Genomic DNA, 22960 nt, shown 5'->3' on the forward strand with positions numbered 1-22960 from the left:
ATGTGGCGGAGCCACCTGGCCCGCCACCCCGTGCGTCGAGCGTGCGTGCCGGGCGTCGCGACGCCGCGGAGATCCATCAGAAGGGCCCTAGCCGCGGACGCCGATCACGACGTTTGCGTACAGCTCCTCCGACACCGCGAGGCGGGTGGTCAGGCCGGCGCGGGTGAAGGTGTCGACGGCGGAGTCGGCCTGGCGTTCGCTCGTCTCGACGAGGACGCAGCCGCCCGGCGCCAGCCACTCGGGGGCCCCTGCGACGACCCTGCGCAGCACGTCGAGGCCGTCGCCACCGCCGTCGAGGGCGACCAGCGGCTCGTGGTCGCGGGCCTCGGCGGGCAGCAGCCCGACCTCCGCGCTGGGGACGTAGGGCACGTTGGCCGCGAGGATGCCGATCCGGCCGCGCAGGCCGGTGGGCAGGGCGTCGTACAGGTCGCCGTGGTGGGCGTGGCCGCCGTAGGGGGCGATGTTGCGGCGGGCGCAGCGGACCGCGGCCGGGTCGATGTCGGCGGCGTGCAGTTCGACGTCGCCGAGGGCGGCGGCGAGGGCCGCTCCGACGGCGCCGGAGCCACAGCACAGGTCCACCACGACGGAGGCGCCGGGGGCCTGCGCCAGGGCCTGGTCGACCAGGAACTCGGTACGGCGGCGGGGCACGAACACACCCGCCTCCACCTGGACGCGCAGTCCGTGGAAGCCGGCCCAGCCGAGGACGTGTTCGAGCGGCTCTCCGGCGGCCCGCCGGGCCACCATCGCGGCGAGCTCCCGCGGGGTGCGGGCGGTGGCGAGGATCAGGTCCGCCTCGTCCTCGGCGAAGACACAGCCGGCGGCGCGCAGCGTGGCGGCCACGGTGGCCGGATCGGTGAGTGAAGTCATCGCCGCGAGCCTATCCGGAGACGGCGGCGGTACGCCTCGGGCACCAAGTTGTATTATGCAACTGGACCGGCGAGGAGGTGTTCCCATGACAGCGGCGGAGACGGCGGTCGAGACCATCCAGCGCGAGATGACCGCCTTCGCGCGCCGGGCGCGGGCCTCGGCCGGGCGTATGCACCCCGAGCTGTCGCTGGTGTCGTACACCCTCCTCGGGCACCTGGAGGAGAGCGGCGGCTGCCGGGCGACCGACCTGGCCGCGCACTACGCGCTGGACAAGTCGACCGTGAGCCGGCAGGTGGCGGCGCTGGAACGGACCGGCCTGATCGAGCGCCGCCTGGACCCGGAGGACCACCGGGTCCAGGTGCTGCACCTCACGCGGGCCGGGCAGGACATCCTCGCCCAGGTCACGCACAGCCGCCGGACCGCGTTCCGGGAGCGGCTGGCGGACTGGCCGGAGGAGGATCTGGTCAGGTTCGCCGGGTACCTGGAGCGCTACAACACGGGCGCCTCGGCGGGCACCGGCGCCGACTGACCGAGTGTCTCGGGCACCCGGGCGGCGATGAAGGCGGTACGGCGGCGCAGGCGGAAGCCCAGCGACTCGTACAGCCGCACGGCCGTCGTGTTCTCGGCGCCGGTGTGCAGGAACGGAGTCTCGCCGCGCTCCCTGATGCCGTGCGCGACGGCACGGATCAGCCGGGTCGCGAGACCCTCGCCGCGGTGGGCGGGGTCGGTGCAGACCGCGCTGATCTCCGTCCAGCCCGGCGGGTGCAGCCGCTCCCCCGCCATGGCTATCAGCCGGCCCTCGCGGCGGATGCCCAGGTAGGTGCCCATCTCGATGGTGCGGGGCAGGAACGGACCGGGCCGGGTGCGGGCGATCAGGTCGAGTATCTCCGGTACGTCGGCGGGGCCGAGGCGGACGGCCGCCGGCTCCGGGGCGGTCTCCATCCCCTCGTCCACCAGCTGCACCCCGGCGATGTTCATGGTCAGCTCCCAGCCGTCCGGGAGTTCGCCGCGGTAGCCGGGCACTCCGACCTCCGCACCGGGACCGGCGAGGGCGGCGAGATCCGCCCAGTCGGCGGCCTCGGGCCGGTCGGGCAGCGCCAGCCACGGGGAGACGTCGACCGGGTAGCGCAGGACGCGGCCGCGCCGTTCGGCGAAGTGCGCGTGCGGGCCGGTGAGCGAGGCGAGGGCGGGGTTGTCGAGGACGTGCGGGGCGTTCTCGCGGGGGCTGGGGACGCTCATCCGGCGACCTCGATCACGATCTTGCCGCGGGCGTGCCCGTCCTCGACGGCGCGCAGCGCCCGGTCGGCCTGGTCCAGCGGGAAGGTCGCCGACACATGCGGGTCGAGTTCACCGCCCACGACGAGTTCGGCCACCTCGTCCAGGACGGCGGCGGTACGGGCGCGTTCGACGCGGGCGCCGCCCAGGGCGGCGACGGTCTCGGGCGCGGCCCCGGCGGTGATCAGCCCGGTGCGGTCGGCGAGCAGGTCGGCCGCCTCGGTGAGCACCTCGCCGCCGACCAGGTCGTAGACGCCGTCCACGCCCTCGGGTGCGGCGGCCCGCACCCGCTCGGCCAGGCCGGGCCCCGAGGGCACGTGCACCGCGCCCAGCGACTCGACGAACTCCTTCTTCGCCTCGCTCGCCAGGCCCACGACCCGCAGACCCCACGCGCGGGCGATCTGCACGGCCGCCGCGCCGACTCCGCCGCCCGCCCCGGTGACCAGCAGGGTGGCCCCCTCGGGCAGGTCGAGCTGGCGCACGCCGTCGTAGGCGGTGGCCGCGGCGACCGGCAGGGTGGCGGCGTCGGTGAACGACAGGGCGGCGGGCTTGTGGGCGGTCACGGCCGCCGGCAGCAGGGCGTGCTCGGCGAACGCGCCGCCGACCGTGTTGCCGAAGACCTCGTCGCCGACGGCGAACCCGGTCACGCCCTCGCCGAGTTCCTCGACGACACCGGCGGCCTCGCTCCCGAAGACGACCGGGAACACGGGCTCGGCGACGCCCGGCAGTCGCAGACCGCCGCGCAGCTTCCAGTCGACGGGGTTCACCCCCGCCGCACGCACCGCGATCAGCAGCTCACCGGGGCCGGGGCTGGGCCGGTCCACGTCGGCGAAGGCCTCGGCCTCGGGCCCGCCGTGCCGGGTGTAGACGTACGCCTTGGGCATCGTGTTTCCTCGCTCTCTGGTGCAGTCACCGGTGTACCGGTAGCGGCACTCGCGCCAAGGATGTGCGCGGGGTCGCTATTCCCGCACTCGGGGATCGTTCATAAGGCCGCAATGATCGGGGGGACGACCGGGGCCGGGGCGGCGCGGAAGGCCTTCCGCGGCGCGGTCGCCCGCCGGGACGCGGTGGCGTGGCGAGCGGCAGCGGCGCGCGCCCGTGAGCGTGCTCCGGCCGGTTCCGCTTCCCTGGCTCCCCAGGGTGCGCGGCGTGTGCCGTACGGGGTACCAGACCCCTGTGGACGCTCACGCGCGAGCGGGGCACGCTGGGAGCTGCGGACCGGTGGTCCGGCCCGTCGGCTCCTGTGGCGGCGAGGAGGTCGGCATGCGTACCCGGGTGCACGGCTGGCGTTGGCGGCAGAACCCGCTGCGGCGCAGGTCGGACATGGTGGAGGCGTGGATCGCGCTGGTCGTCGCGGTCCTGCTGTGCGCAGGCGCGCCCCTCGCGGGAGCGGTGGCGGGACTGTGGGCGCACGGCCAGGCGCACGCGGTGGCCCTGGCGGAGCGCGCCGAGCGGCACCGGGTCCGCGCGGTGGTCGTCGGGACCGTCCCCGAGCAGCTGCCCTCGGTGCAGGGCGGCGACGCGGACCACGCCTACCAGGCGGACGTGCGCTGGACCGTGCCCGGGAAGGGCGCCCGCACCGCCCTCGCCCGGGTGCCCGCCGGGGCCAGGGGCGGCGACGTGGTGGACGTCTGGTTCGACCGGCAGGGGCACGGGGTCGCCCCGCCGCCGAACGAGGTCGCCGTCTGGCAGCACACGGTCACGGTGGGCCTGTGCGGGGCGGGCGGCGCGGCGGCCGTGGTGCTGCTCGGTCACGGCATCGTCCGCCGGGTGGCGCTGCGGCACCGGCTCGCCGAGTGGGAGCAGGAGTGGGCACGCACCGGCCCGGACTGGACCCGCCGTCGCGCCTGACCCACGCACCGCCCCGGACCCGCCCCGCCGACACACCTGAACCACGCACCGCCCCGGACCCGCCCCGCCGACACACCTGACCCACACACCGCCCCGGACCCGCCCCGGCGCCCCCGGCCGCGCCGGACCCCGAGACCGCCGACACACCTGACCCACGCACCGCCCCGGACCCGCCCCGCCGACACACCTGAACCACGCACCGCCCCTCGGATCTCGTCGCCGCCGTGCGCCACGCGCGCTGCGGGCCCCTGACCAGTGGGTCGGCCGCAGCCGGCGGCGTCCCCGCGCTCTGGCGAGCCGTCGGACCGCCCACGTACGGTGTGATCATCCGCATCTTCCCTTCACCAAGGCGGTTGTTGATGGCCCTGTTCGACCTTCCCCTCGACGAGTTGCGCGACCACCGCAGTGCGTCGGTGGCGCCCGACGACTTCGACGCCTTCTGGTCGAAGACGCTCCAGGAGGCCCGTGAGCACGATCTCGACGCCCGCTTCGAGCCGGTCGACACCGGACTGGCCACGGTCGACGTCTACGACGTGACGTTCGCCGGGTTCGGCGGTCACCCGGTCAAGGGCTGGCTGCGGCTGCCGGCCGGTGCCGGCGAACCGCTGCCGCTGGTCGTGGAGTTCATCGGCTACGGCGGCGGACGCGGGCTGCCGCACGAGAACCTGTTGTGGGCCTCGACCGGCCGGGCGCACTTCGTGATGGACACCCGGGGCCAGGGCAGCGCCTGGGGCGGCGGGGGCGGCACCGCCGACCCGGTGGGCGGTGCGCCCGCGTACCCGGGGTTCATGACCCGCGGTGTCGACGCACCCGAGAACTACTACTACCGGCGGGTGTACACGGACGCCGTCCGCGCGGTCGAGGCGGCGCGCTCGCACCCGTTGACCGACGCGACGCGGACCGTGGCGCTCGGTGCGAGCCAGGGCGGCGGGATCACCATCGCGGTCGGCGGTCTGGTCCCGGACCTGGCCGCCGTCGCACCGGACGTGCCGTTCCTGTGCGACTTCCCGCGGGCCACCACCCTGACGGACCGTCACCCATACCGGGAGATCGGCCTGTTCCTGAAGACCCACCGCGGCCGCTCGGCCGACGTCCAGCGCACCCTCTCCTACTTCGACGGTGTGCACTTCGCGGCGCGCGGCCGGGCCCCGGCGCTGTTCTCGGCGGCCCTGGAGGACCAGACCTGCCCACCGTCCACGGTCTTCGCGGCGTTCAACGCCTGGGCGCACGACGACAAGGCCATCGAGGTGTACGACTTCAACGACCACGAGGGCGGCGGCCCGTACCACGAGGCGGCGAAGATGCGCTGGCTCGGTTCGTACGCCTGAGCGCAATGCCCCTGAGGCCGGACCCGTCACCGACCTTCCCTCCGGTCCGACCAGTCGGTACGTTCTAGTCGCCCGGGCCGCGGCGTCGCGGTCCGGGGTTCCGGCGTACGACGGAGGGCGCATGTCCGAGCACGAGCCACAGGTCCAGGGTCACTGCGCACCGCGCTTCACGGCGGTGCGCAAGGCGTTCGAGGAGAACTTCCGGGACCGGGAGGAGCTGGGCGCCGCCGTCGCGGTGACGGTCGGCGGCGAGACGGTGGTGGACCTGTGGGGCGGCTGGGCCGATCCGGCGCGGACCCGGCCGTGGGAGCGGGACACCCTGGTCAACGTCTGGTCCACGACCAAGGGGCCGGTTGCCCTGTGCGCGCACATCCTGGCCGACCGGGGACTGCTGGACCTGGACGCGCCGGTGGCCGCGTACTGGCCCGAGTTCGCGGCGGCGGGCAAGGAGCGGGTCCTGGTCCGCCATCTGCTGTCGCACCGCGCCGGCCTGTCCGGCCTGCGCGAGCCGCACTCCCTCCAGCAGTTGTACGACTGGGAGTTGACGACCGCGCGGCTGGCGGCGACGGAGCCCTGGTGGGAGCCGGGGACCAGGTCCGGGTACCACGCGCTGACCTACGGCTTCCTGGTGGGCGAGGTGGTGCGGCGGGTGTCGGGGCTGCTGCCGGGGGCGTTCCTGGCTCGGGAGGTGACCGGGCCGCTGGGGATCGACTTCACCGTCGGGCTGCCGGAGGCGGAGTCCGGGCGGGCGGCCGAGCTGACCCACCCGCGGGTCGTCTCGGACAGTGAACAGGCCGCTGTCTTCAGCCAGTTGGCGCCCGCCGCGGTGGCGGCCCTCGCCAACCCGGGGGTGGGCGCGTCGGCGGCGAACACCCCCGAGTGGCGGGCGGCCGAGATCCCCGCGGCCAACGGCCACGGCACCGCACGGGCGGTCGCCGCGCTGTACGGCGTGTTCGCGGGCCGGGGCGAGTACCGCGGTCTGCGCCTGCTGTCGCCCGAGGCCGCCGAACGGGTGCGTGAGGGGCAGGGCAGCTGCCGCGACCTGGTGCTCGGAGCCGGTTTCGAGCACGAGACCGAGGTCGCGCTCGGGCTGTGGCTCAGCGGCGCGAACGGCTCGTACGGGCCGAACCCCCGGGCCGTCGGACACGACGGGTTCGGCGGCTCCTGCGGGCTGGCCGACCCGGAGGCGGGTGTCTCGCTCGGATATGTCATGAACCGCATGGGACCGCGGATCGCGGACGACCCCCGAAAGACGGCCCTGGTGGCCGCCGTGTACGCGAGTCTGTGAGGCCGGTGCGGATTCGGCCGAATCCAGTGGGCCGCCCTTCCCTCATGGTTTAGACCAATGCTAGATGTGGTCGCGCACCGAATCCGCACGGCTACGTCTTGTCATCCACAGGAGGCCGCGGCATGGCCCGCACCGGCATGACCCGCACCATCCCGCACGACCGTCCCGAGACCGACCCCGGCAGCGCACCCGAGAGCGAAGGGCAGCCCCGGTACTGGCGAATCGCCACCCGGCTCCTCGGCGAACTGCACGACGGCACCGTCCCCCCGGGCGAACGGCTGCCTTCGGAGCGGGAGTTGGCCCGGCATTTCGGAGTCTGCCGGCAAACCGTCCGGCAGGCGCTCGAGGTACTGCGGCGCAGCGGACTGGTCGCCACCGACCGGCGGGGCAGTCACGCCGCGCTGCCCGGCCGTCCCGTGCAGAGGCCGGTCGGGCTGGCCTTCCCGGTGGGCGCCGGGACCGACGACCACGGTGCGGTGGACCGGACCACGGTGACCTGGGAGGAGCCGCCGCCCGAGCACGCGGCGGCGCTCGGGCTGGCCCCGCACCGGCCGACCCTGGTGCACCGCTACGAGTCGGCAACACCCGACGGCCGGGCCCTGCGCACCGCCGTCACCTCCTTCTCGACGGTGGCCCTGACCGAGGTCGAGGAGCTGGGCCGGTACCGGGACCGGGCCGACGGCACCGCCGCCACCGCCGCGCAACTGCGCCGCGCCTACGACTGGATGCGCAAGGCGGGCCTGGCCCTGCACCACCGGGACTCGATCACCCAGGTCGCCGACGCGGCCACGGTCCGGGTGACCCGCCGGGTGCACGACCAGTACGCCCGCCCGCTGGAGATCACCGACCTGGTGGTGGACGCCCAGCAGGACACGCTGGTCTACGAGTTCACGGTGCCCGCCGTGGACTGACCCCGGCGGGCCACGACCAGCCGGGCACGCGGGCTGCCGTCGTCGCGGGCGCCGAACCCGGGCAGCGCGTACAGGTCGGTCACGAACCCCGCCCGCGCCAACTCGCCCAGCACGTCGCCGAGCCGGAAGGCCCGGTAGTACATGACGAACGGCGGCCGCCACAGGGCGTTGCGCACCCGCATCACGGCGTCGAAGCCGAGCAGCGCCCAGAACGCGGGGCCGGCGGGGCGGGGCGGCGCCACCACCGGGAAGGCGAAGGTGCCGCCCGGTCGCAGCACCGAGTGGACCTGGCCGAAGAGACCGGGCAGCTCCCGGGGCAGGAAGTGCCCGAACGCCCCGAAGCTGACGACCAGGTCGAAGGCCGGTCCGAACGGCAGGGCCCGGGCGTCGGCCTGCACCCAGGTGACGTCGGGACCGTCGGGCGGGGGCAGCCGCCGGGCGACGTCGAGCATGCCGGCGCTGAAGTCGACGCCCGTGACGCTTCTCCGGCACACCTGGGCCAGCACGTCCAGACCGGCACCGGTGCCGCAGCACAGGTCGAGACCGTCCGCGAAGGGGCCGAGCGGGGTGAGCACCTTCGCGACCGACTCCAGGACCGGGTCCGGCGTCCGGAAGGGGGTGTGGTCGAACTTCGGGGCCAGCAGGTCGTAGCCGCGCTCGACCGAGGACAGCGCCTGCACGGCGAGTTCTCGGAGACTCGGTCCTTCGGGGCTGAACATCCGGCCAGCCTACGGGAGCACCCGGCGCCGGGGACGGCACGGGCGCGGCCCGCGTACGGGACCGCGCTCGCGGCCGGACCCATGCCACGGTGGGGCACCGTCGACGGCGGCCACGCCGCGCACGGCCCGGTGAAGGCGATCACCGATGCCCTCGACCAGGTCCGGGCCTCAGCCCTTGAGCTGTTCCAGCGTGGACTTGGTGTCGGTCTTCAGCCAGCCCGTCACGTCGCCCAGCGCCGGCGGGTTCTTGTCGCTCTCGTACGACGAGAGGTAGGCGCTGTAGCTCATCGTGTACGTCGTCCAGCCGTCCCGCACCGCGAGCGTCGCGTACCGCGAGCCGCTGGTGGTGGAGCCACTACTGGTGTCCTGGGTGACCAGGTAGGCCTCGTCGCCTATGCCCCGCACCGGCGTCACGTCGTAATCGGTGTGGCTGTCGCCGTAGTTCTTCCAGGTGGCGGTGAACTCCGGTCCCGGATCGGTCTTCTTGTGCAGGTCCACCTGCATGGACAGATAGGCGTCCGCGTACGTGGACCCGGTCTTCTTCAGGCTGAGACTGCAGGAACTCTCGTCCAGGGCCGGGTCCTTCAGCGTGTTCTTGGTCGGGGCCGAGTCGTCGACCGGGTACTCGTCCTTGAACGACGAGTAGTCCGCGCCCGAGCACAGGTTCGCGGGCGCCCGGTAGCCGCGCAGGTCGGCGGCGGTCCCGAAGCCGCCGGTCAGGAAGAGGCCGCCCGCCCAGACGGCGGAGGCGGCCACGGCGCCCACGACGGCCCACAGCACCGCTCTCCCGGCGGCGCCGCCCCGGCCGGACGGCGGTGCGGCCGGCGGCGGGTAGCCGTAACCGGGCTGTACGGCGTAGGGGTTGGCCGACGTCGGCTGCGCGGGCTGGTTGACCAGGGTCGGCTGGGCGTAGGGATTCGGTGGGGGCGGCGACTGCGGGTTCGGGTACGGGTAGGCGGTCGGCTGCGGGGGCGCCACGGGCGGCTGGGGGGCGGCGGATCCGGGCTGCTGCGGGGCGGCGGACTCGGAATGCTGCGGGGCGGCGGGTTCGGGCTGTTGAGGTGAGGCCGGCGGCTGTTGCGGTGGCGTGGACATGTCGTGAAGATAAGGCATAACCAGACATCAAGTCCCGTGCCCGGCAGAACTGTTGTCGCATCATGACCGCGGGTCCGCCCCGCGATCCGCGACCCCGTTCCGGGCAGGGCAGAAGGGCGGGGCACGAAACCCCGGCCCCGCCGGTGTGCTGCCGGGGACCAGGCGGAGGCGGCCTGCGCCGGCGCACGGTTTCCGCGGCGCTGTTCTCGTCGATGTCCGCCGCGGACCGGCCGGCCGGGAATATCGGTGCCCGGCATCATGTTGACGCTGCCGGAACCCTGGGTATAGTGCGATCAGCACGTACGGTGGCCCGACATCGGGCACCGCGTGCGGTTCCCCTTCCTCCGGCCGTGCCGTCCGTCGCTCAGCGACCGGCCGCCGGCTTCTCCGCACCACCTCGTGACCAGGGCTTCCATGCCGTTCCCGAGGTGCCGTTCCCGCCGCACGGAGGCCTGCGCGTACGCCCTCCCGCTCGCGGCCCGCTCCCCCTCCCCATCATGTCTTCCGTCCTCGAAAGGACCCCTCTCATGACCACCACACTCGAACCTCCCGTACGGCAGCAGACGCAGCCCGCCACCCGACCCGTCACCGGTGTCCTCGACATCGACGCGGCCGGGAAGGGGCAGCTGCGGGCCCCGAGCTGTCTGTCCTCCCCCGGCGACCCGCAGGTCGCCCCCGCGCTGGTCCGCCGTCACGGCCTGCGCAGGGGCGACCTCGTCGAGGGCGTCCTGGGCGACCGGCGCACCCTGACCGAGGTCACGCACGTCAACGGCCGTACCCCCGGCGAACTGCGCGGCCGGCGCCACTTCCGCGACCTGACCCCGCTGCACCCGAACGAGCGAATCCGGCTGGAGCACCCGGCGGCCGGGCTCGCCGGACGGGTCGCCGACCTGTTCACGCCCGTCGGCAAGGGGCAGCGCGGGCTGATCGTGGCCCCGCCGAAGACCGGCAAGACCGTGCTGCTCCAGCAGTTCGCGGCCGCCGTCGCCGGCAACCATCCCGAGGCCCATCTGATGGTGCTGCTGCTCGACGAGCGCCCGGAGGAAGTCACCGACATGCGGCGCTCGGTGCGCGGCGAGGTGTACGCCTCCACCTTCGACCGGCCCGCCAAGGAGCACATCGCCCTCGCCGAACTCGTCGTCGAGCGGGCCAAGCGGCTCGTCGAGGACGGCAGGGACGTCGTCATCCTGCTCGACTCGCTGACCCGGCTGTGCCGGGCCCACAACAACGCGGCCGCCTCCAACGGCCGTACGCTCAGCGGCGGTGTCGACGCCGGCGCGCTGCTCGGCCCCAAGCGGTTCTTCGGTGCCGCCCGCAAGGCCGAGGAGGGCGGCTCGCTCACCATCCTCGCCACCGTCCTGGTGGACACCGGTTCCCGGGCCGACGGCTACTTCTTCGAGGAACTGAAGAGCACCGGCAACATGGAGCTGCGCCTGGACCGCGAGCTCGCCTCCCGGCGGGTGTTCCCCGCCCTGGACATCGCTCCCTCCGGTACCCGCCGCGAGGAACTCCTCCTCGCCCCGTCCGAGTTGGCCGTCGTCCACGGTCTGCGCCGGGCGCTGCAGGGCCGGGAGGGCACGCCGGGCGGCCTGGAGACGCTTTTGCAGCGGATGCGGGAGACCCCGGACAACGCCGCCTTCCTGCGCCGCGTGCAGCCGACCCTGCCGGCGGGCTGACGCCTCGCGCGGGGCCGACGCGGGACGCCCCGCGTGCGGCATCCGGGTTGCTCGGCGCGTCCATCCGGCCCAGGCCGCGCGCCGTGGGACGCCACCGTTCCTACGTTGATCGTATGACGATCGGATTGACTCACCGATTCCCGCGCCGGGCGACGGTGTCCACCTGCGCCCTCTGCCTGGCGGGGCTGCTGGCACTGGCGCCCGCCACGGCCGCCGCGGAGGCCACCGCGCCCGCCCCGGCGTCGGCGGTGTCCGGGCCGTCGGTGCCCGGGCCGGCGCTGCTCTACCGCTCCGGCGTCCAGGTCCGGCCGCACGCCGGGGCACCCGCGGTCCCGGACGTCTCCGCGCTCTCCTGGCTGGTGGCGGACGCGGACAGCGGCCAGGTGCTGGCGGCGCACGAGGCACACCGCAGGCTGCCGCCGGCCAGCACGTTGAAGACCCTGTTCGCGCTCACCGTCCTGCCGGTGCTCCCCGCCGGCCTGGAGCACCGGGTGACCTCCGCGGAACTGGCGGACGTCGAGGAGGGCAGCAGCCTGGTCGGCGTCGAAGAGGGACACACCTACCGGGTGGCGGACCTGTGGCGGGGCGTCTTCCTCAGCTCGGGCAACGACGCCGTACACGTCCTGGCCGCGCTCGACGGCGGCTGGGACCGCACCGTCACCCTGATGCAGGGCAAGGCCCGCTCCCTGGGCGCCCTGGACACGCATGTGGAGTCCCCCGACGGCTACGACGCACCGGGCCAGGTCTCCTCGGCCTACGACCTGGCGGTGTTCGGCCGGGCCGGGCTGCGCAATCCCGACTTCGCCCGCTACTGCTCCACCGCCGAGGCCCGTTTCCCGGCCGGCGGCGGCTGGTCGTTCGGCATCGAGAACACCAACCGGCTGCTGACCGGTGAGGACGGCGTCGAGCGGTACCCCGGCATGATCGGGATCAAGAACGGCTACACCAGCAACGCCGGCAACACCCTGGTCGCCGCCGCCCGGCGGGGCGGCCGGACCCTGGTGGTGACGGTGCTCAACCCCCAGGACGGCGGGGTGTACGACGAGGCCCGTCAGCTGCTCGACTGGGGCTTCGGCGCGGCCGGACGGGTCGATCCGGTGGGCTCGCTGGACGCGCTGCGGCCCGCCCCCCGGCCGGGCCCGAGCACCGTGCCGATGGCGGCGGCCACGGCACCGGAGAACGGCTCCGGCTGGCCGGAGGCGGCCGTCGTCCTGGCGTGCGCGGCACTCGGCGCGGGGGCGGTGACCCTGGCGACGCGGCTCAGGGGCGACCGCGCCGGCCGGTCCGAGGGCTCCGGCCGGTCCGGCAGCTCCGGTCCGACCGGCCGCGGCTGACCCGTCGGCAGGCCGAACAGCAGGCCCAGCGTGATCCAGGTGTAGAGGTTGCTGCCGAGGAAGCCGTCGATGCCGGACGCGTCGTCGACCCACAGCCACACCACGCTGGTGCACATCACCGCGTACAGGACGCCGGCGATCCGCGGGGACGCGGCGCGGACCAGGACCACGAACGACGGCAGCACCCACACCAGGTGGTGCACCCAGGTGATCGGGCTGACCAGGCAGGCGGTGAGACCGGTGAGCGCGAAGGCCGCCGTCCAGTCCCCGGCGGCCACCGCCCCGCGGGTCCGCCACGCCCACACGGCCAGCGTGAGCAGGACGACGATCGCCCACAGCGGCTTGTCCGGATGACCGAGCCGGGCCAGCACGCCCTGGAGCGACTGGTTGGACACGTAGTCGAGCCGGCCGACCCGGCCGGTGTCCCAGAGCGCCTGCGTCCAGTAGAAGCGGGACGCCCTCGGGTCGGCCCAGGCGGCGAGCCCGGTGGCCGCGAGCGTCACGGCCGTGGCCGTCCCCGCCGCCCGCCATCTGCGGGCGAGCAGCAGCATGCCGATGAACAGCGCGGGCGTCAGCTTGACCGCGGCGGCGAGCCCGATCCCGGCACCCGCCCAGCGGCCCCGGCCGCTGCGCAGCAGACAGCAGTCGGCGAGGACCAGGGCGAGCAGTACCAGGTTCACCTGGCCGAAGCTGAAGGTGTCCCGCAGCGGCTCGAACAGCGCCAGCGCGCACAGCGCCAGCGCCCAGCGGTACCAGCCCAGGCGCCGCCAGCCGGGGCCGGCCAGGACGCGCAGCACGAACGCCAGGGCGGCCAGGTTGAGCAGCAGCGAGCCCGTGATGGCCAGCCGCAGCCCCACCAGTGCCATGGGCAGCATGCCGAGCGCGGCGAACGGCGGATAGGTGAAGCCGTACTCGGTGCCGGGCACCCGGTAGTCGTAGATCCGGCCGCCGTGGTGCACCCAGGTGTGCACGGTGCCGTAGTAGACGCGCAGGTCGAACCAGTCGCGCAGCAGCGGCACGGTGGCCGTGAACACGGTCACGGCGGCGACGAGCACGACGACGAGGAGCAGCCTGCCCCGCTCGGTCCGCGGCCCCCTCATGCCGTGCGTCCCAGCGCCGGGGCCTGTGCCGCCTGGTGGGCCTGCCAGAGCACGACCACGCCGAGCACGCCGCCCAGGACGGCGAGGACCAACTGGCCGGCGTCGGCGGGACCGCCGCTGGGCAGGACGGCGAGGGCGAGCACGCCGGTCACGGCGGCCACCCGGTGCCGTACCGAGGTGCTGGGTGCCGCCGCGGCTATCAGGAACAGGCCCCACAGGGCGTACCAGGGCCGGATCGCCGGGCCGAAGGCGGCGACCGCGGCGAGGCTCAGGCCGAGGGCGTAGACGGGGCGGGGCCGCAGCCGGACCCAGATCAGCAGGACGGTCAGCGCCGTCAGCGCCAGCCCGAACAGGTGCCAGGCCGGCACGGCCAGCGGCGCAAGGGAGCTGCCGAAGTGTGCGAGGACCCGGCCCGTGGCCCGGCCGAGCAGGCTGCTGAGCGCCCAGTTGTGCGGGGAGACGGGGGTGTCGAGGGCCCTGATCCAGCCGTAGCCCGTCCCCGCGACGGCGGTCGCGACCACGGTCGTGGCCGAGGAGGCGGCGGCCGTCAGCAGGGTGGCCCGCGCCGGGCTGCGGCCCCTGCGCGCCTGTACGACGACGATCGCGAGCAGCCCCAGCGCGGCGGGCGCCTTCACCAGTGCCGCGAGCGTGACCAGCACGGCTCCCAGGACCGGCCACCGGCCGAGCGCCGCGACCAGGCCGAGGCCGAGCAGACCGAGCATGATCGCGTCGTTGTGGGCGCCCGCCACCAGGTGCAGCAGCACCAGCGGGTTGAGGGCCCCGAGCCAGAGGGCGGCCGCCGGGTCGGCGCCGCTGTGCCGGGCGAGCCGGGGCAGGGCGGCCGCCATCAGGCCGACGCCGAGCAGCGCCACCAGCCGCATCCCGAAGAGCCCGGCGGGAAGCTGGCCACGGGTCAGTCCGGACAGCAGCGAGGCCACGCCCATGAACGCCGGGCCGTACGGGGCGGCGGTGTTCTGCCACACCGGGGCGACCTCGTCGGCGAGCGGGCCGCCGAGCTGTGCGGGGCCCGAGGTGTAGACGTCCATGTGGGCGTCGACCATCGCGCCCTGGGCGAGGTAGCTGTACACGTCCCGGCTGAAGAGCGGCGGTGCGAGCAGCAGGGGGGTCGCCCAGACGGCGAGGACCAGCAGCAGCCGGCGCGGGGTGGGTGGGTCCGCGCTGCGCACCAGGCGGCCGAGGAGCAGCCAGGCCGCGATCAGCAGGACGACGCCGAAGTAGACGCCGACCAGGCCGAACGCCGCCTGGACGGAGCCGGGCGCGAGCAGATCCGCCACGGGCAGGGCGCCGGCCGTCTCACCTCCCAGGGCGAGGAAGGCGGTGCCGGCCAGGCCGAGTACCTGGCAGCGGCGGAGATCGACGGGGAAAGCCATGGCCAACACTGGGTCAGCGTGGCAAGGGTGGGTGGCCGTTGGGCGACGGCATGTTTTCCTGGGGGCGGCCCGGCTGTTACCTGTGAGCGACGCGAGGACCGGTCTCTAGAACACCGACAGACCCGTGAGTGTCGTGAACCTGTCCAGGGCCGCCACCCCCGCCACCGAGTTGCCGCGCTCGTCCAGACCCGGGCTCCACACGCAGATCGCGCACCGGCCCGGTACCACCGCGATGATCCCGCCCCCGACCCCGCTCTTGCCCGGCAGGCCCACCCGGTAGGCGAAGTCGCCGGCCGCGTCGTACGTGCCGCAGGTCAGCATCACCGCGTTGACCTGCTTGGCCTGGCTCCTGGTGAGGAGTCGGGTGCCGTCGGCACGGATGCCGTGGCGGGCCAGGAAGGTGGTGGCCAGCGCGAGGTCGGCGCAGGAGGCGGCGATGGAGCACTGCCGGAAGTACTGGTCGAGGAGGACCGGGATCTCGTTGTCGATGTTGCCGTAGGACGCCATGAAATGGGCGAGTGCGGCGTTGCGGTCGCCGTGCTGGGACTCGGAGGCGGCGACCTCCTTGTCGAAGTCCAGGGCGGGGTTGTCGCTCTCCGCCCGCAGGAAGCCCAGGAGTTCGCCGGCCGCGTCGCCGGTCCGGGTCTGGAGGCGGTCGGTGACGACCAGGGCGCCCGCGTTGATGAAGGGGTTGCGCGGGATGCCGTTCTCGTACTCCAGCTGGACCAGGGAGTTGAAGGGGTTGCCGGAGGGTTCGCGGCCGACGTGTTCCCAGAGTTCGTCGCCCTCGCGGGCGAGGTCAAGAGCGAGGGTGAAGACCTTGGTGATGGACTGGGTGGAGAAGGTCTGCCGCCACTCCCCCACGCCGTAGACCGTGCCGTCCAGCTCGGCCACCGCCATGCCGAAGCTGCGGGGATCGCAGGCCGCGAGCGCCGGGATGTAGTCGGCGGTACGGCCGCGCCCCGGGGTGCGGCCCATCTCCTCGGCTATGCGCTCCAGGACCGGCAGGAAGGCGTGGGACGACGTCGTTGTCATGATCACCATTGTGCCTCCGGGCCGGTCCTGGTGCGCAGTCGCAGGTCAGACGAGGGGTGAGCCGCTGCCGGCGAGGACCTCGGGACGCAGCAGGTCGGCAAGCCGCTCGGCCGGCAACAGACCCTTCTCCAGTACCAGTTCGGCGACCCCGCGACCGGTGGAGAGGGCCTCCTTGGCGATGTCGGTGGCCGCCGTGTACCCGATGTGCGGGTTCAGGGCGGTGACCAGGCCGATGGAGTTCTCGACGGTCGCGCGCAGCACCTCGGTGTTGGCGGTGATGCCGTCGACGCAGCGCTCGGCCAGCGTGAGGCAGGCATTGCGCAGATGCGTGATGCTCTCCGACAGGGAGTGCAGGATGATCGGCTCGAACGCGTTGAGCTGGAGCTGCCCCGCCTCGGCGGCCATGGTGATGGCCACGTCGTTGCCGATGACCTCGAAGGCGACCTGGTTGACGACCTCCGGGATCACCGGGTTGACCTTGCCCGGCATGATCGACGAGCCGGCCTGCACCGGCGGCAGGTTGATCTCCCCGAGCCCGGCCCGCGGACCGGAGGACAGCAGCCGCAGGTCGTTGCAGCCCTTGCTGAGCTTGACCGCGATGCGCTTGAGCACGCCGGACATCTGGACGAAGGCACCGCAGTCCTGGGTCGCCTCGACGAGGTTGGCGGCGGTGACCAGGGGCAGCCCGGTGATCTCGGCGAGGTGACGGCGGGCCGCCTCGGCGTATCCGGCGGGCGCGTTGAGCCCCGTGCCGATGGCGGTGGCGCCGAGGTTGATCTCATGGATCAGCTCGACGGCCTCGGCGAGCCGGCTGCGGTCCTCGTCGAGCATCACGGCGAAGGTGGAGAACTCCTGCCCGAGCGTCATGGGCACCGCGTCCTGCAACTGCGTACGGCCCATCTTCAGCACGTCACGGAACTCGACGGCCTTGCGTCCGAAGGAGTCCTGCAGCACGGCCATCGCCCGCAGCAGCCCGCGCACCGCGAACACCGTCGCTATCTTGACGGCGGTCGGATAGACGTCGTTGGTCGACTGCCCCAGGTTGACGTCCTCGTTGGGGTGCAGGTACCGGTACTCCCCCTTCCGGTGCCCCATCAACTCCAGCGCCCGGTTGGCGACGACCTCGTTGGCGTTCATGTTCGTCGACGTACCGGCACCGCCCTGGATGACGTCGACGACGAACTGGTCGTGCAGCTTGCCGCCGCGGATCTCCCGGCAGGCGGCGACGATGGCGGCCGCCTTCTCGGGCGCCAGCAGCCCCAGTTCCTCGTTGGCGAGGGCGGCGGCCTCCTTGACGGCGGCCAGGGCCTCGATCAGATGCGGGTACGCGGAGATCGCCATACCGGTGATCGGAAAGTTCTCGGTCGCCCGCAGGGTGTGCACACCCCAGTACGCGTCGACGGGTACATCCCGGTCACCGAGCAGATCGTGTTCGCTGCGACTGGTCATGGGTTCCTGTTCCAAAAGAGTTGAGGGTAAAGCGCCCCGTAAGGGGCGCTGGGGGCACCCCCGGCCGAAGGCCGGGGGAGGAACTGCGCGACCAGCCACACCCGGCCCGCAGCCGCCCGACAACAAAACGACTCGCCCCACTAGGCGCAAACCGCAACCGGCTCCAGCGACCGAACGGGCCGCACACACCCGACCGGCCGCCCGCCCCCGAGCAACGCCTGCCCGGCGAACTCGGTCAGCAGCTCCGGATCCACCCCGGCCCGCGCCAACGCCGCCGCAGCCACCGGCACCCGCGCCCGATCCGCCCCGTCGGCGATCTTCACGGCCACCGCCCGGCCGTCCGCCAGCGCAGCGACCTGCACGCCCTCGAAGCCGTCCTTGGCGAGCAGCCCCGGCACGGCCGCCATCAGCGCGGCCACGTCCCGCCCAGCGCCGGACGCCATCTCGGCGTGCTCCCGCATCGCGTCGGCGACCTTCGCCTCGGGCGTGCCCGGTGCGGCGGCGGCGATCCGCGACACCGCGCGGGCCAGCCCGTGCAGGGAGATGGAGAACAGCGGCGCCCCGCAACCGTCCACGGTCGTCGCCGCCACCCGCTGCCCGGTCAGGTCCTCGACGATCTCGGCGATCGCCTGCTGGAGCGGGTGCGCCGGGTCCAGGTAGTCGTCGAGCGACCAGCCGTTCAGCTTCGCGGTCCACAGCATCGCCGCGTGCTTGCCGGAGCAGTTCTGCGCGAGCCGCGAGGGCTGCCGGCCCTCGCGGATCCAGGTGTCCCGGACCGCGGCACCGTACGGCAGGTCGGGAATGTTGCGCAGATCGTCCTCGGTCAGACCGGCGAGGCCGAGGATGCGCCGGGTCCCGGCGAGGTGGCGTTCCTCGCCGGAGTGGCTGGCGGCGGCCAGCGAGAGCAGGTCGCCGTCGAGGGGCAGCCCGGCCCGCAGCATCGCCACGGCCTGGACCGGCTTGAGGGCCGAGCGGGGGTAGAACGCGGCCTCGATGTCGCCGAGCTGGAACTGGACCCGGCCGTCGGCGTCCAGGACGACGACGGAACCGTAGTGGATGCCCTCGACGACCCCGCCGCGGATGAGGTGGGCGACGGGGGCGTGGAGGGGTTCACGGACGACGGGTGCGGCCGCGGGGGAACTGCTGTACATCACTGCCTGGTCTCGGGTGAGGTGGGACGGACCGGTGCGTGGTTCACGCGTCGGATCCGGCGGACGAGCGCGCGATACGGCCGCGGATGGCGTACCAGCCGGCGACCAGCGCGGCGACGATCAGCGGCAGGCACAGCACGGTGGTGCGTCCGGCGCCGCCGTCGGCGTACATGAGGACCAGGACGGAGGCGAGGAACGCCAGCGTCACGATCTCGGTCCAGGGGGAGCCCGGGAGTCGGTAGCCGGGGCGGGTGAGTTCCCCGTTCTGGGTCTTCCGCCAGAAGAGCAGGTGACAGAGCATGATCATGCCCCAGGTGGCGAGGATGCCGATCGCCGCGAAGTTGAGGACGATCTCGAAGGCGTCGGCGGGGACCACGAAGTTGAGGCCCACACCGAGGACACAGATACCGCTGATGAGCAGGATGCCGCCGTACGGCACCTGGCTGCGGCTCATCTTCGCGGTGAACTTCGGGGCGGAGCCGTTGACGGCCATGGAGCGCAGGATGCGGCCGGTGGAGTAGAGACCGGAGTTGAGCGAGGACATGGCCGCGGTGAGGACGACGAGGTTCATCACTCCGCCGGCCGCCGGGACGCCGATGTGGGAGAGCACGGTGACGAAGGGGCTCTGGCCCGCCGTGTACTTGTTCCAGGGCAGCAGCATCGACAGCAGGACCACCGAGCCGACGTAGAACAGGCCGACCCGCCACATGATCGAGTTGATCGCCTTGGGCATGATCTGCTCGGGGTTCTCGGTCTCACCGGCGGCGACGCCGACCAGTTCCACCGAGGCGTAGGCGAAGACGACGCCCTGGATGATCAGCAGCATCGGGAGCAGGCCGTTGGGGAAGACGCCGCCGTTGTCGGTGATCAGGGAGGGGCCGGGGGTCGCGCCGTCCACGGGGTGCTGGGTCACCAGCAGGAAGATGCCGATGACCATGAAGACGACCAGGGCGCTGACCTTGACGATCGCGAACCAGAACTCCAGTTCGCCGAAGATCTTCACCGAGATCAGGTTCACGGTGAGGACCACGGCCAGGGCTATCAGGGCGATCACCCACTGCGGGATGTCGGAGAACATGCCCCAGTAGTGGGTGTAGGTGGCGACCGCGGTGATGTCGGCGATACCGGTGGTGGCCCAGTTCAGGAAGTACATCCAGCCGGCCGTGTAGGCGCCCTTCTCGCCCAGGAACTCCCGGGCGTACGACACGAAGGCGCCCGAGGACGGGCGGTACAGGACGAGTTCGCCGAGGGCGCGTACGACGAGGAACGCGAAGACTCCGCAGACCGCGTACGCGACGAAGAGGGAGGGTCCCGCGTCGGCGAGGCGGCCGCCGGCGCCGAGGAAGAGGCCGGTGCCGATGGCGCCGCCGATGGCGATCATGTTGACGTGCCGGTGCTTCAGCGACTTGCTGTAGCCGTGGTCGCCGGCGTCGACGTGACGGGACGAGGAGCGCGTCTCGTCTTTGAGGTGCTGTTCGCTCACGCCTCGGTTCCGCCTTCCTTGTGCTGGACCGTGCGCGCGGGGCGCACGATGTGGGTGAGGGTGGTCTCGACGCGGTCCAGGTGGTGGCTCATGGCGTCCACGGCGTCGGATTCGGAACCGTCCATCAGCGCTTCGACGATGGCCCGGTGCTCCCGGTTGGACTGCTCGCGGCGGAATCCGCCCAGTTCGTTGAGGAAGGCCGACTGACGCGCCAGTGCGTCCCGGATCTCCTCGATGACCCGGCGGAACACCGGGTTCTGGGCGGCTTCGGCCACGGCCAGGTGGAAGAGGGTGTCCATCGCGACCCACGCGGTGGTGTCCGTCTCCCGTTCCATGCGGTCGAGCAGATGGGCCAGGTGGTCCAGGTTCTCCGGGGTGCGGCGCAGCGCCGCGTACCCGGCGACCGGGATCTCGATGTGCCGGCGCACCTCCAGCAGGTCGCTGGCCGCGTAGTCGCCGAAGGTGGGGTCCTCGACGGCGTTCGCGACGACGAAGGTGCCCTTGCCGGTCTTGGAGACGGTCAGGCCCATCGTCTGCAGGGCCCGCAGGGCCTCGCGCAGGACGGGCCTGCTGATCTCCAGCGTGCGGCAGAGCTCCGCCTCCGAGGGGAGCTTGTCGCCGATGGCGTACTCGCCGCGCTCGATGGCGCCGCGCAGATGCGCCAGCACCGCCTCCATGGCGCTGATCCGCCGAGGAGGCTGTCCGGCTGTCCGGCTGTCTGACAGGTTCACGGGTGAGATGTTCCGGGTTGCGGGACGAGGCTGTCAAGGTGTCGCGAAAGGAAACATTCACGGGGTGCGACACCTGAATGCACAGGCGTCACACCCCGTGGCGGAGCGGTGACCGGGCGGGCGCCGGGGTGCCCGGCCGGTCAGGCGCTGACGGTCCCGGTGGCGAGCAGGCCGAAGACCGCCAGGCCGATGACGATCCGGTAGATCACGAACGCGTTGAAGGAGTGCTTGGCGACGAACTTCAGCAGCCAGGCGATGGAGCCGTAGGCGACCACGAAGGAGACGATCGTGCCGACGGCCAGCGGTGCGGCGCCGACGCCCGCACCGAGGGCGTCCTTGAGCTCGTAGATGCCGGCGCCGGTCAGGGCCGGGATGCCGAGGAAGAAGGAGAGCCGGGTGGCGGCGACGCGGTCCAGGTCCAGGACGAGCGCGGTGGACATGGTGGCGCCGGAGCGGGAGAAGCCGGGGAAGAGCAGGGCGAGGATCTGCGAGCAGCCGACCAGCATCGCGTCCTTGAAGGAGGTGTCGTCCTCACCGCGCTTGTGGCGGCCCATCTGGTCCGCGCACCACATCACAGCGGACCCGACGATGAGCGAGCCGCCGACCACCCAGAGGGACCCGAGCGCACCGTCGATCAGCGGCTTGGCGGCCAGGCCGACCAGGACGATCGGGATGGTCGCGTAGATGACCCACCAGGCGAACTTGTAGTCGTGGTGGTAGCGCTCCTCCTTGTTGGTCAGACCGCGGAACCAGGCGGAGACGATCCGCTTGATGTCCTTGAAGAAGTAGACCAGTACGGCGGCGATGGCACCCACCTGGATGACGGCGGAGAACCCGACGACGGACTTGTCGTCGACGGGGATGTTCATGAGCCCCTCGGTGATCTTGAGGTGACCGGTGGAGGACACCGGGAGGAACTCCGTCACCCCCTCGACGACACCGAGGACGACGGCTTGACCGACGGAGATGGCGCTCATGGGATCCAGTTCTGCAGAGTTTGGTCGACAGTGCTGTAGACAGTCCTACAGCGCGCGGGTCTGAAGCAAGTTCTACGCCCACAGGGCCTGGGCGATCGCCGCCCCGGCGAAGGCCGCCCCCAGCCCGGCGACGAGACTCGCGACGACGTTGGCCGCAGCGTAGAGCCCCGCGCCGGTCTCGGTCAGCCGCAGTGTCTCGTAAGAGAACGTCGAGTACGTGGTGAGCGCCCCGCACAGGCCGGTGCCCAGCAGGAGCTGGAGGTGCGGGCTCGCGGCGCCGGCCGCGGCCGCGCCGCTCAGGAGGCCCAGGATCAGGCAGCCCGTGACGTTCACGACGAACGTACCCCAGGGGAAGACGGAGTCGTGCCGGGTCTGGACGGCGCGGTCGGTGAGGTAGCGGAGCGGGGCGCCGACGGCGGCACCGAGGACGACCAACAGCCAGTTCACAACGAGTTCTTACCTTCCACGTCCGCTTCGCCCGGGTTGTCCGTCCGGCCGACGTACCTGATGACCTCGCAGTCGTCCAAGGTCACCAAGCCTTCGGTCACCAGCTCGTCGAGCTGTGGCAGGAACGCCCGGATCCGCTCCTCGGTGTCCACGACCACGACCGCCACCGGCAGGTCCTCGCTGAGCGACAGCAGCCGGGAGGTGTGGATGCGGGAGGAGGCACCGAAGCCCTCGACCCCCCGGAAGACGCTGGCGCCCGCGAGACCGGCCGTGTGGGCGCGGTGCACGATCTCGCTGTAGAGGGGCCTGTGGTGCCAGGTGTCGTCCTCGCCGACGTAGACGGTCAGGCGCAGGGCGCGGCCGGTCAGTCTCGTCATCGCTGCCTCCGGGTGAGCACACGGCGGGTCGCGGTGGCCGCGCACCACACCGCCGTCAGGGCCGCGCACAGGGTCGCGGCGAGATAGGCGAGGCCGGTGGCGGGCCTGCCGTGGTCGACCAGTTTCTGGATGTCGACGGCGTAGGTGGAGAAGGTGGTGAAGCCGCCGAGGACACCGGTGCCGAAGAAGGGCCGGACCAGGCGGTGCGCGGGCAGCCCCTCGGTGGTCAGGACCAGGAAGGCACCGATCACCGCGCAGCCGATGACGTTCGTCCAGAAGGTCGCCCAGGGGAACCCGCCCGCGGCGGTGGGCAGGGCCAGGGCCAGGGCGTAACGGGCCACCGCGCCGATCGCGCCGCCGGCCGCGACCACCGCGACGACCGGGGCCTGGGTGCGCCATTCGGACCGACGCCGGGGGGTCGGCTGGACATGGAGGCTCTCGGCTTCCGGGGCTGTCATGGGTCGTACGTCTCCTG

The 22960-nt window shown here is 72.9% G+C and carries 22 protein-coding genes and 1 pseudogene; 7 read left to right on the forward strand and 16 right to left on the reverse strand.

Annotated features, from left to right (window positions below; translation table 11 throughout):
- Window positions 1-87: 87 nt before the first annotated feature.
- Entirely contained in the window at window positions 88-867 is a 780-nt protein-coding gene (locus AB0958_RS00005) for a putative protein N(5)-glutamine methyltransferase (protein WP_366887960.1), read from the reverse strand.
- A gap of 85 nt (window positions 868-952) precedes the next feature.
- Between AB0958_RS00005 and AB0958_RS00010 the strand changes: the two genes are divergently transcribed.
- The gene (locus AB0958_RS00010; RefSeq protein ID WP_366887961.1) at window positions 953-1396 is read left to right on the forward strand and encodes a MarR family winged helix-turn-helix transcriptional regulator; all 444 of its coding nucleotides are present in this window, start codon (window positions 953-955) and stop codon (window positions 1394-1396) included.
- Here AB0958_RS00010 and AB0958_RS00015 read toward each other — a convergent pair.
- Both AB0958_RS00015 and AB0958_RS00020 read right to left on the reverse strand, forming a co-directional pair.
- Window positions 1357-2106 carry a GNAT family N-acetyltransferase gene (locus AB0958_RS00015; protein ID WP_366887962.1) on the reverse strand — a complete coding sequence of 250 codons (750 nt, stop codon included), beginning with the start codon at window positions 2104-2106 and terminating at the stop codon, window positions 1357-1359. The genes AB0958_RS00010 and AB0958_RS00015 overlap by 40 nt on opposite strands.
- The gene (locus AB0958_RS00020; protein WP_366887964.1) at window positions 2103-3026 is read right to left on the reverse strand and encodes an NADP-dependent oxidoreductase; all 924 of its coding nucleotides are present in this window, start codon (window positions 3024-3026) and stop codon (window positions 2103-2105) included. Before AB0958_RS00020 ends, AB0958_RS00015 begins: the two co-directional genes overlap by 4 nt.
- A 379-nt stretch (window positions 3027-3405) precedes the next feature.
- Here AB0958_RS00020 and AB0958_RS00025 point away from each other — a divergent pair, with 379 nt between their 5' ends.
- From AB0958_RS00025 to AB0958_RS00040, 4 genes are all read left to right on the forward strand, one after another.
- Window positions 3406-3993 carry a hypothetical protein gene (locus tag AB0958_RS00025; protein WP_366887965.1) on the forward strand — a complete coding sequence of 196 codons (588 nt, stop codon included), beginning with the start codon at window positions 3406-3408 and terminating at the stop codon, window positions 3991-3993.
- Window positions 3994-4352: 359 nt separating this feature from the next.
- Window positions 4353-5321: an acetylxylan esterase gene (locus tag AB0958_RS00030; protein ID WP_366887966.1), complete on the forward strand. Its 969-nt coding sequence runs from the start codon at window positions 4353-4355 to the stop codon at window positions 5319-5321.
- Between the two features lie 121 nt (window positions 5322-5442).
- Window positions 5443-6609, forward strand: a complete 1167-nt coding sequence (locus AB0958_RS00035; protein ID WP_366887967.1) for a serine hydrolase domain-containing protein — start codon at window positions 5443-5445, stop codon at window positions 6607-6609.
- 137 nt (window positions 6610-6746) lie between these two features.
- Window positions 6747-7520 (forward strand): GntR family transcriptional regulator, encoded by a 774-nt coding sequence (locus AB0958_RS00040; RefSeq protein WP_366888164.1) that lies wholly within the window; start codon window positions 6747-6749, stop codon window positions 7518-7520.
- Here AB0958_RS00040 and AB0958_RS00045 read toward each other — a convergent pair.
- Window positions 7490-8239 (reverse strand): class I SAM-dependent methyltransferase, encoded by a 750-nt coding sequence (locus AB0958_RS00045; RefSeq protein ID WP_366887968.1) that lies wholly within the window; start codon window positions 8237-8239, stop codon window positions 7490-7492. The genes AB0958_RS00040 and AB0958_RS00045 overlap by 31 nt on opposite strands.
- Window positions 8240-8407: 168 nt before the next feature.
- Window positions 8408-9334, reverse strand: coding sequence for a hypothetical protein (locus AB0958_RS00050; RefSeq protein WP_366887969.1), 927 nt, complete (start codon window positions 9332-9334; stop codon window positions 8408-8410).
- Window positions 9335-9861: 527 nt separating this feature from the next.
- Here AB0958_RS00050 and rho point away from each other — a divergent pair.
- The gene (gene rho / locus AB0958_RS00055; RefSeq protein WP_366887970.1) at window positions 9862-11010 is read left to right on the forward strand and encodes a transcription termination factor Rho; all 1149 of its coding nucleotides are present in this window, start codon (window positions 9862-9864) and stop codon (window positions 11008-11010) included.
- A gap of 113 nt (window positions 11011-11123) precedes the next feature.
- A pseudogene (locus AB0958_RS00060) lies at window positions 11124-12131 on the forward strand (serine hydrolase); the annotation flags it as partial.
- On the opposite strand, the gene AB0958_RS00065 reads toward AB0958_RS00060, so the two are convergent.
- The 11 genes from AB0958_RS00065 to crcB (AB0958_RS00115) all read right to left on the reverse strand — a co-directional run bounded on the left by AB0958_RS00065 (window position 12062) and on the right by crcB (AB0958_RS00115) (window position 22943).
- Entirely contained in the window at window positions 12062-13444 is a 1383-nt protein-coding gene (locus AB0958_RS00065; RefSeq protein WP_366887971.1) for a glycosyltransferase 87 family protein, read from the reverse strand. The pseudogene AB0958_RS00060 and the gene AB0958_RS00065 overlap by 70 nt on opposite strands.
- Window positions 13441-14835 carry a polyprenol phosphomannose-dependent alpha 1,6 mannosyltransferase MptB gene (mptB, locus tag AB0958_RS00070; RefSeq protein ID WP_366887972.1) on the reverse strand — a complete coding sequence of 465 codons (1395 nt, stop codon included), beginning with the start codon at window positions 14833-14835 and terminating at the stop codon, window positions 13441-13443. The genes AB0958_RS00065 and mptB overlap by 4 nt, the downstream gene beginning before the upstream one ends.
- Window positions 14836-14940: 105 nt before the next feature.
- Window positions 14941-15879, reverse strand: a complete 939-nt coding sequence (locus AB0958_RS00075) for a glutaminase (RefSeq protein ID WP_366887973.1) — start codon at window positions 15877-15879, stop codon at window positions 14941-14943.
- 36 nt (window positions 15880-15915) lie between these two features.
- On the reverse strand, window positions 15916-17319 hold the full coding sequence (aspA, locus tag AB0958_RS00080; RefSeq protein ID WP_366887974.1) for an aspartate ammonia-lyase: 1404 nt from the start codon (window positions 17317-17319) through the stop codon (window positions 15916-15918).
- Between the two features lie 140 nt (window positions 17320-17459).
- Complete coding sequence (locus tag AB0958_RS00085) at window positions 17460-18470, reverse strand: asparaginase (RefSeq protein ID WP_366887975.1); 1011 nt, start codon at window positions 18468-18470, stop codon at window positions 17460-17462.
- A 43-nt stretch (window positions 18471-18513) separates the two neighbouring features.
- Complete coding sequence (locus tag AB0958_RS00090) at window positions 18514-19953, reverse strand: amino acid permease (RefSeq protein WP_366887976.1); 1440 nt, start codon at window positions 19951-19953, stop codon at window positions 18514-18516.
- The gene (locus tag AB0958_RS00095) at window positions 19950-20630 is read right to left on the reverse strand and encodes a FadR/GntR family transcriptional regulator (protein WP_366888165.1); all 681 of its coding nucleotides are present in this window, start codon (window positions 20628-20630) and stop codon (window positions 19950-19952) included. The genes AB0958_RS00090 and AB0958_RS00095 overlap by 4 nt, the downstream gene beginning before the upstream one ends.
- A gap of 194 nt (window positions 20631-20824) precedes the next feature.
- Window positions 20825-21661 carry an undecaprenyl-diphosphate phosphatase gene (locus AB0958_RS00100; RefSeq protein WP_366887977.1) on the reverse strand — a complete coding sequence of 279 codons (837 nt, stop codon included), beginning with the start codon at window positions 21659-21661 and terminating at the stop codon, window positions 20825-20827.
- Window positions 21662-21733: 72 nt separating this feature from the next.
- Window positions 21734-22108, reverse strand: coding sequence for a fluoride efflux transporter CrcB (gene crcB, locus AB0958_RS00105; protein WP_366887978.1), 375 nt, complete (start codon window positions 22106-22108; stop codon window positions 21734-21736).
- Window positions 22105-22485: a DUF190 domain-containing protein gene (locus tag AB0958_RS00110; RefSeq protein WP_366887980.1), complete on the reverse strand. Its 381-nt coding sequence runs from the start codon at window positions 22483-22485 to the stop codon at window positions 22105-22107. Before AB0958_RS00110 ends, crcB (AB0958_RS00105) begins: the two co-directional genes overlap by 4 nt.
- Complete coding sequence (gene crcB / locus AB0958_RS00115; RefSeq protein ID WP_366887981.1) at window positions 22482-22943, reverse strand: fluoride efflux transporter CrcB; 462 nt, start codon at window positions 22941-22943, stop codon at window positions 22482-22484. The genes AB0958_RS00110 and crcB (AB0958_RS00115) overlap by 4 nt, the downstream gene beginning before the upstream one ends.
- Between the last annotated feature and the right edge of the window lie 17 nt (window positions 22944-22960).

It is taken from the genome of Streptomyces sp. NPDC006655, from assembly GCF_040703965.1.
Classification (GTDB): Bacteria; Actinomycetota; Actinomycetes; order Streptomycetales; family Streptomycetaceae; genus Streptomyces.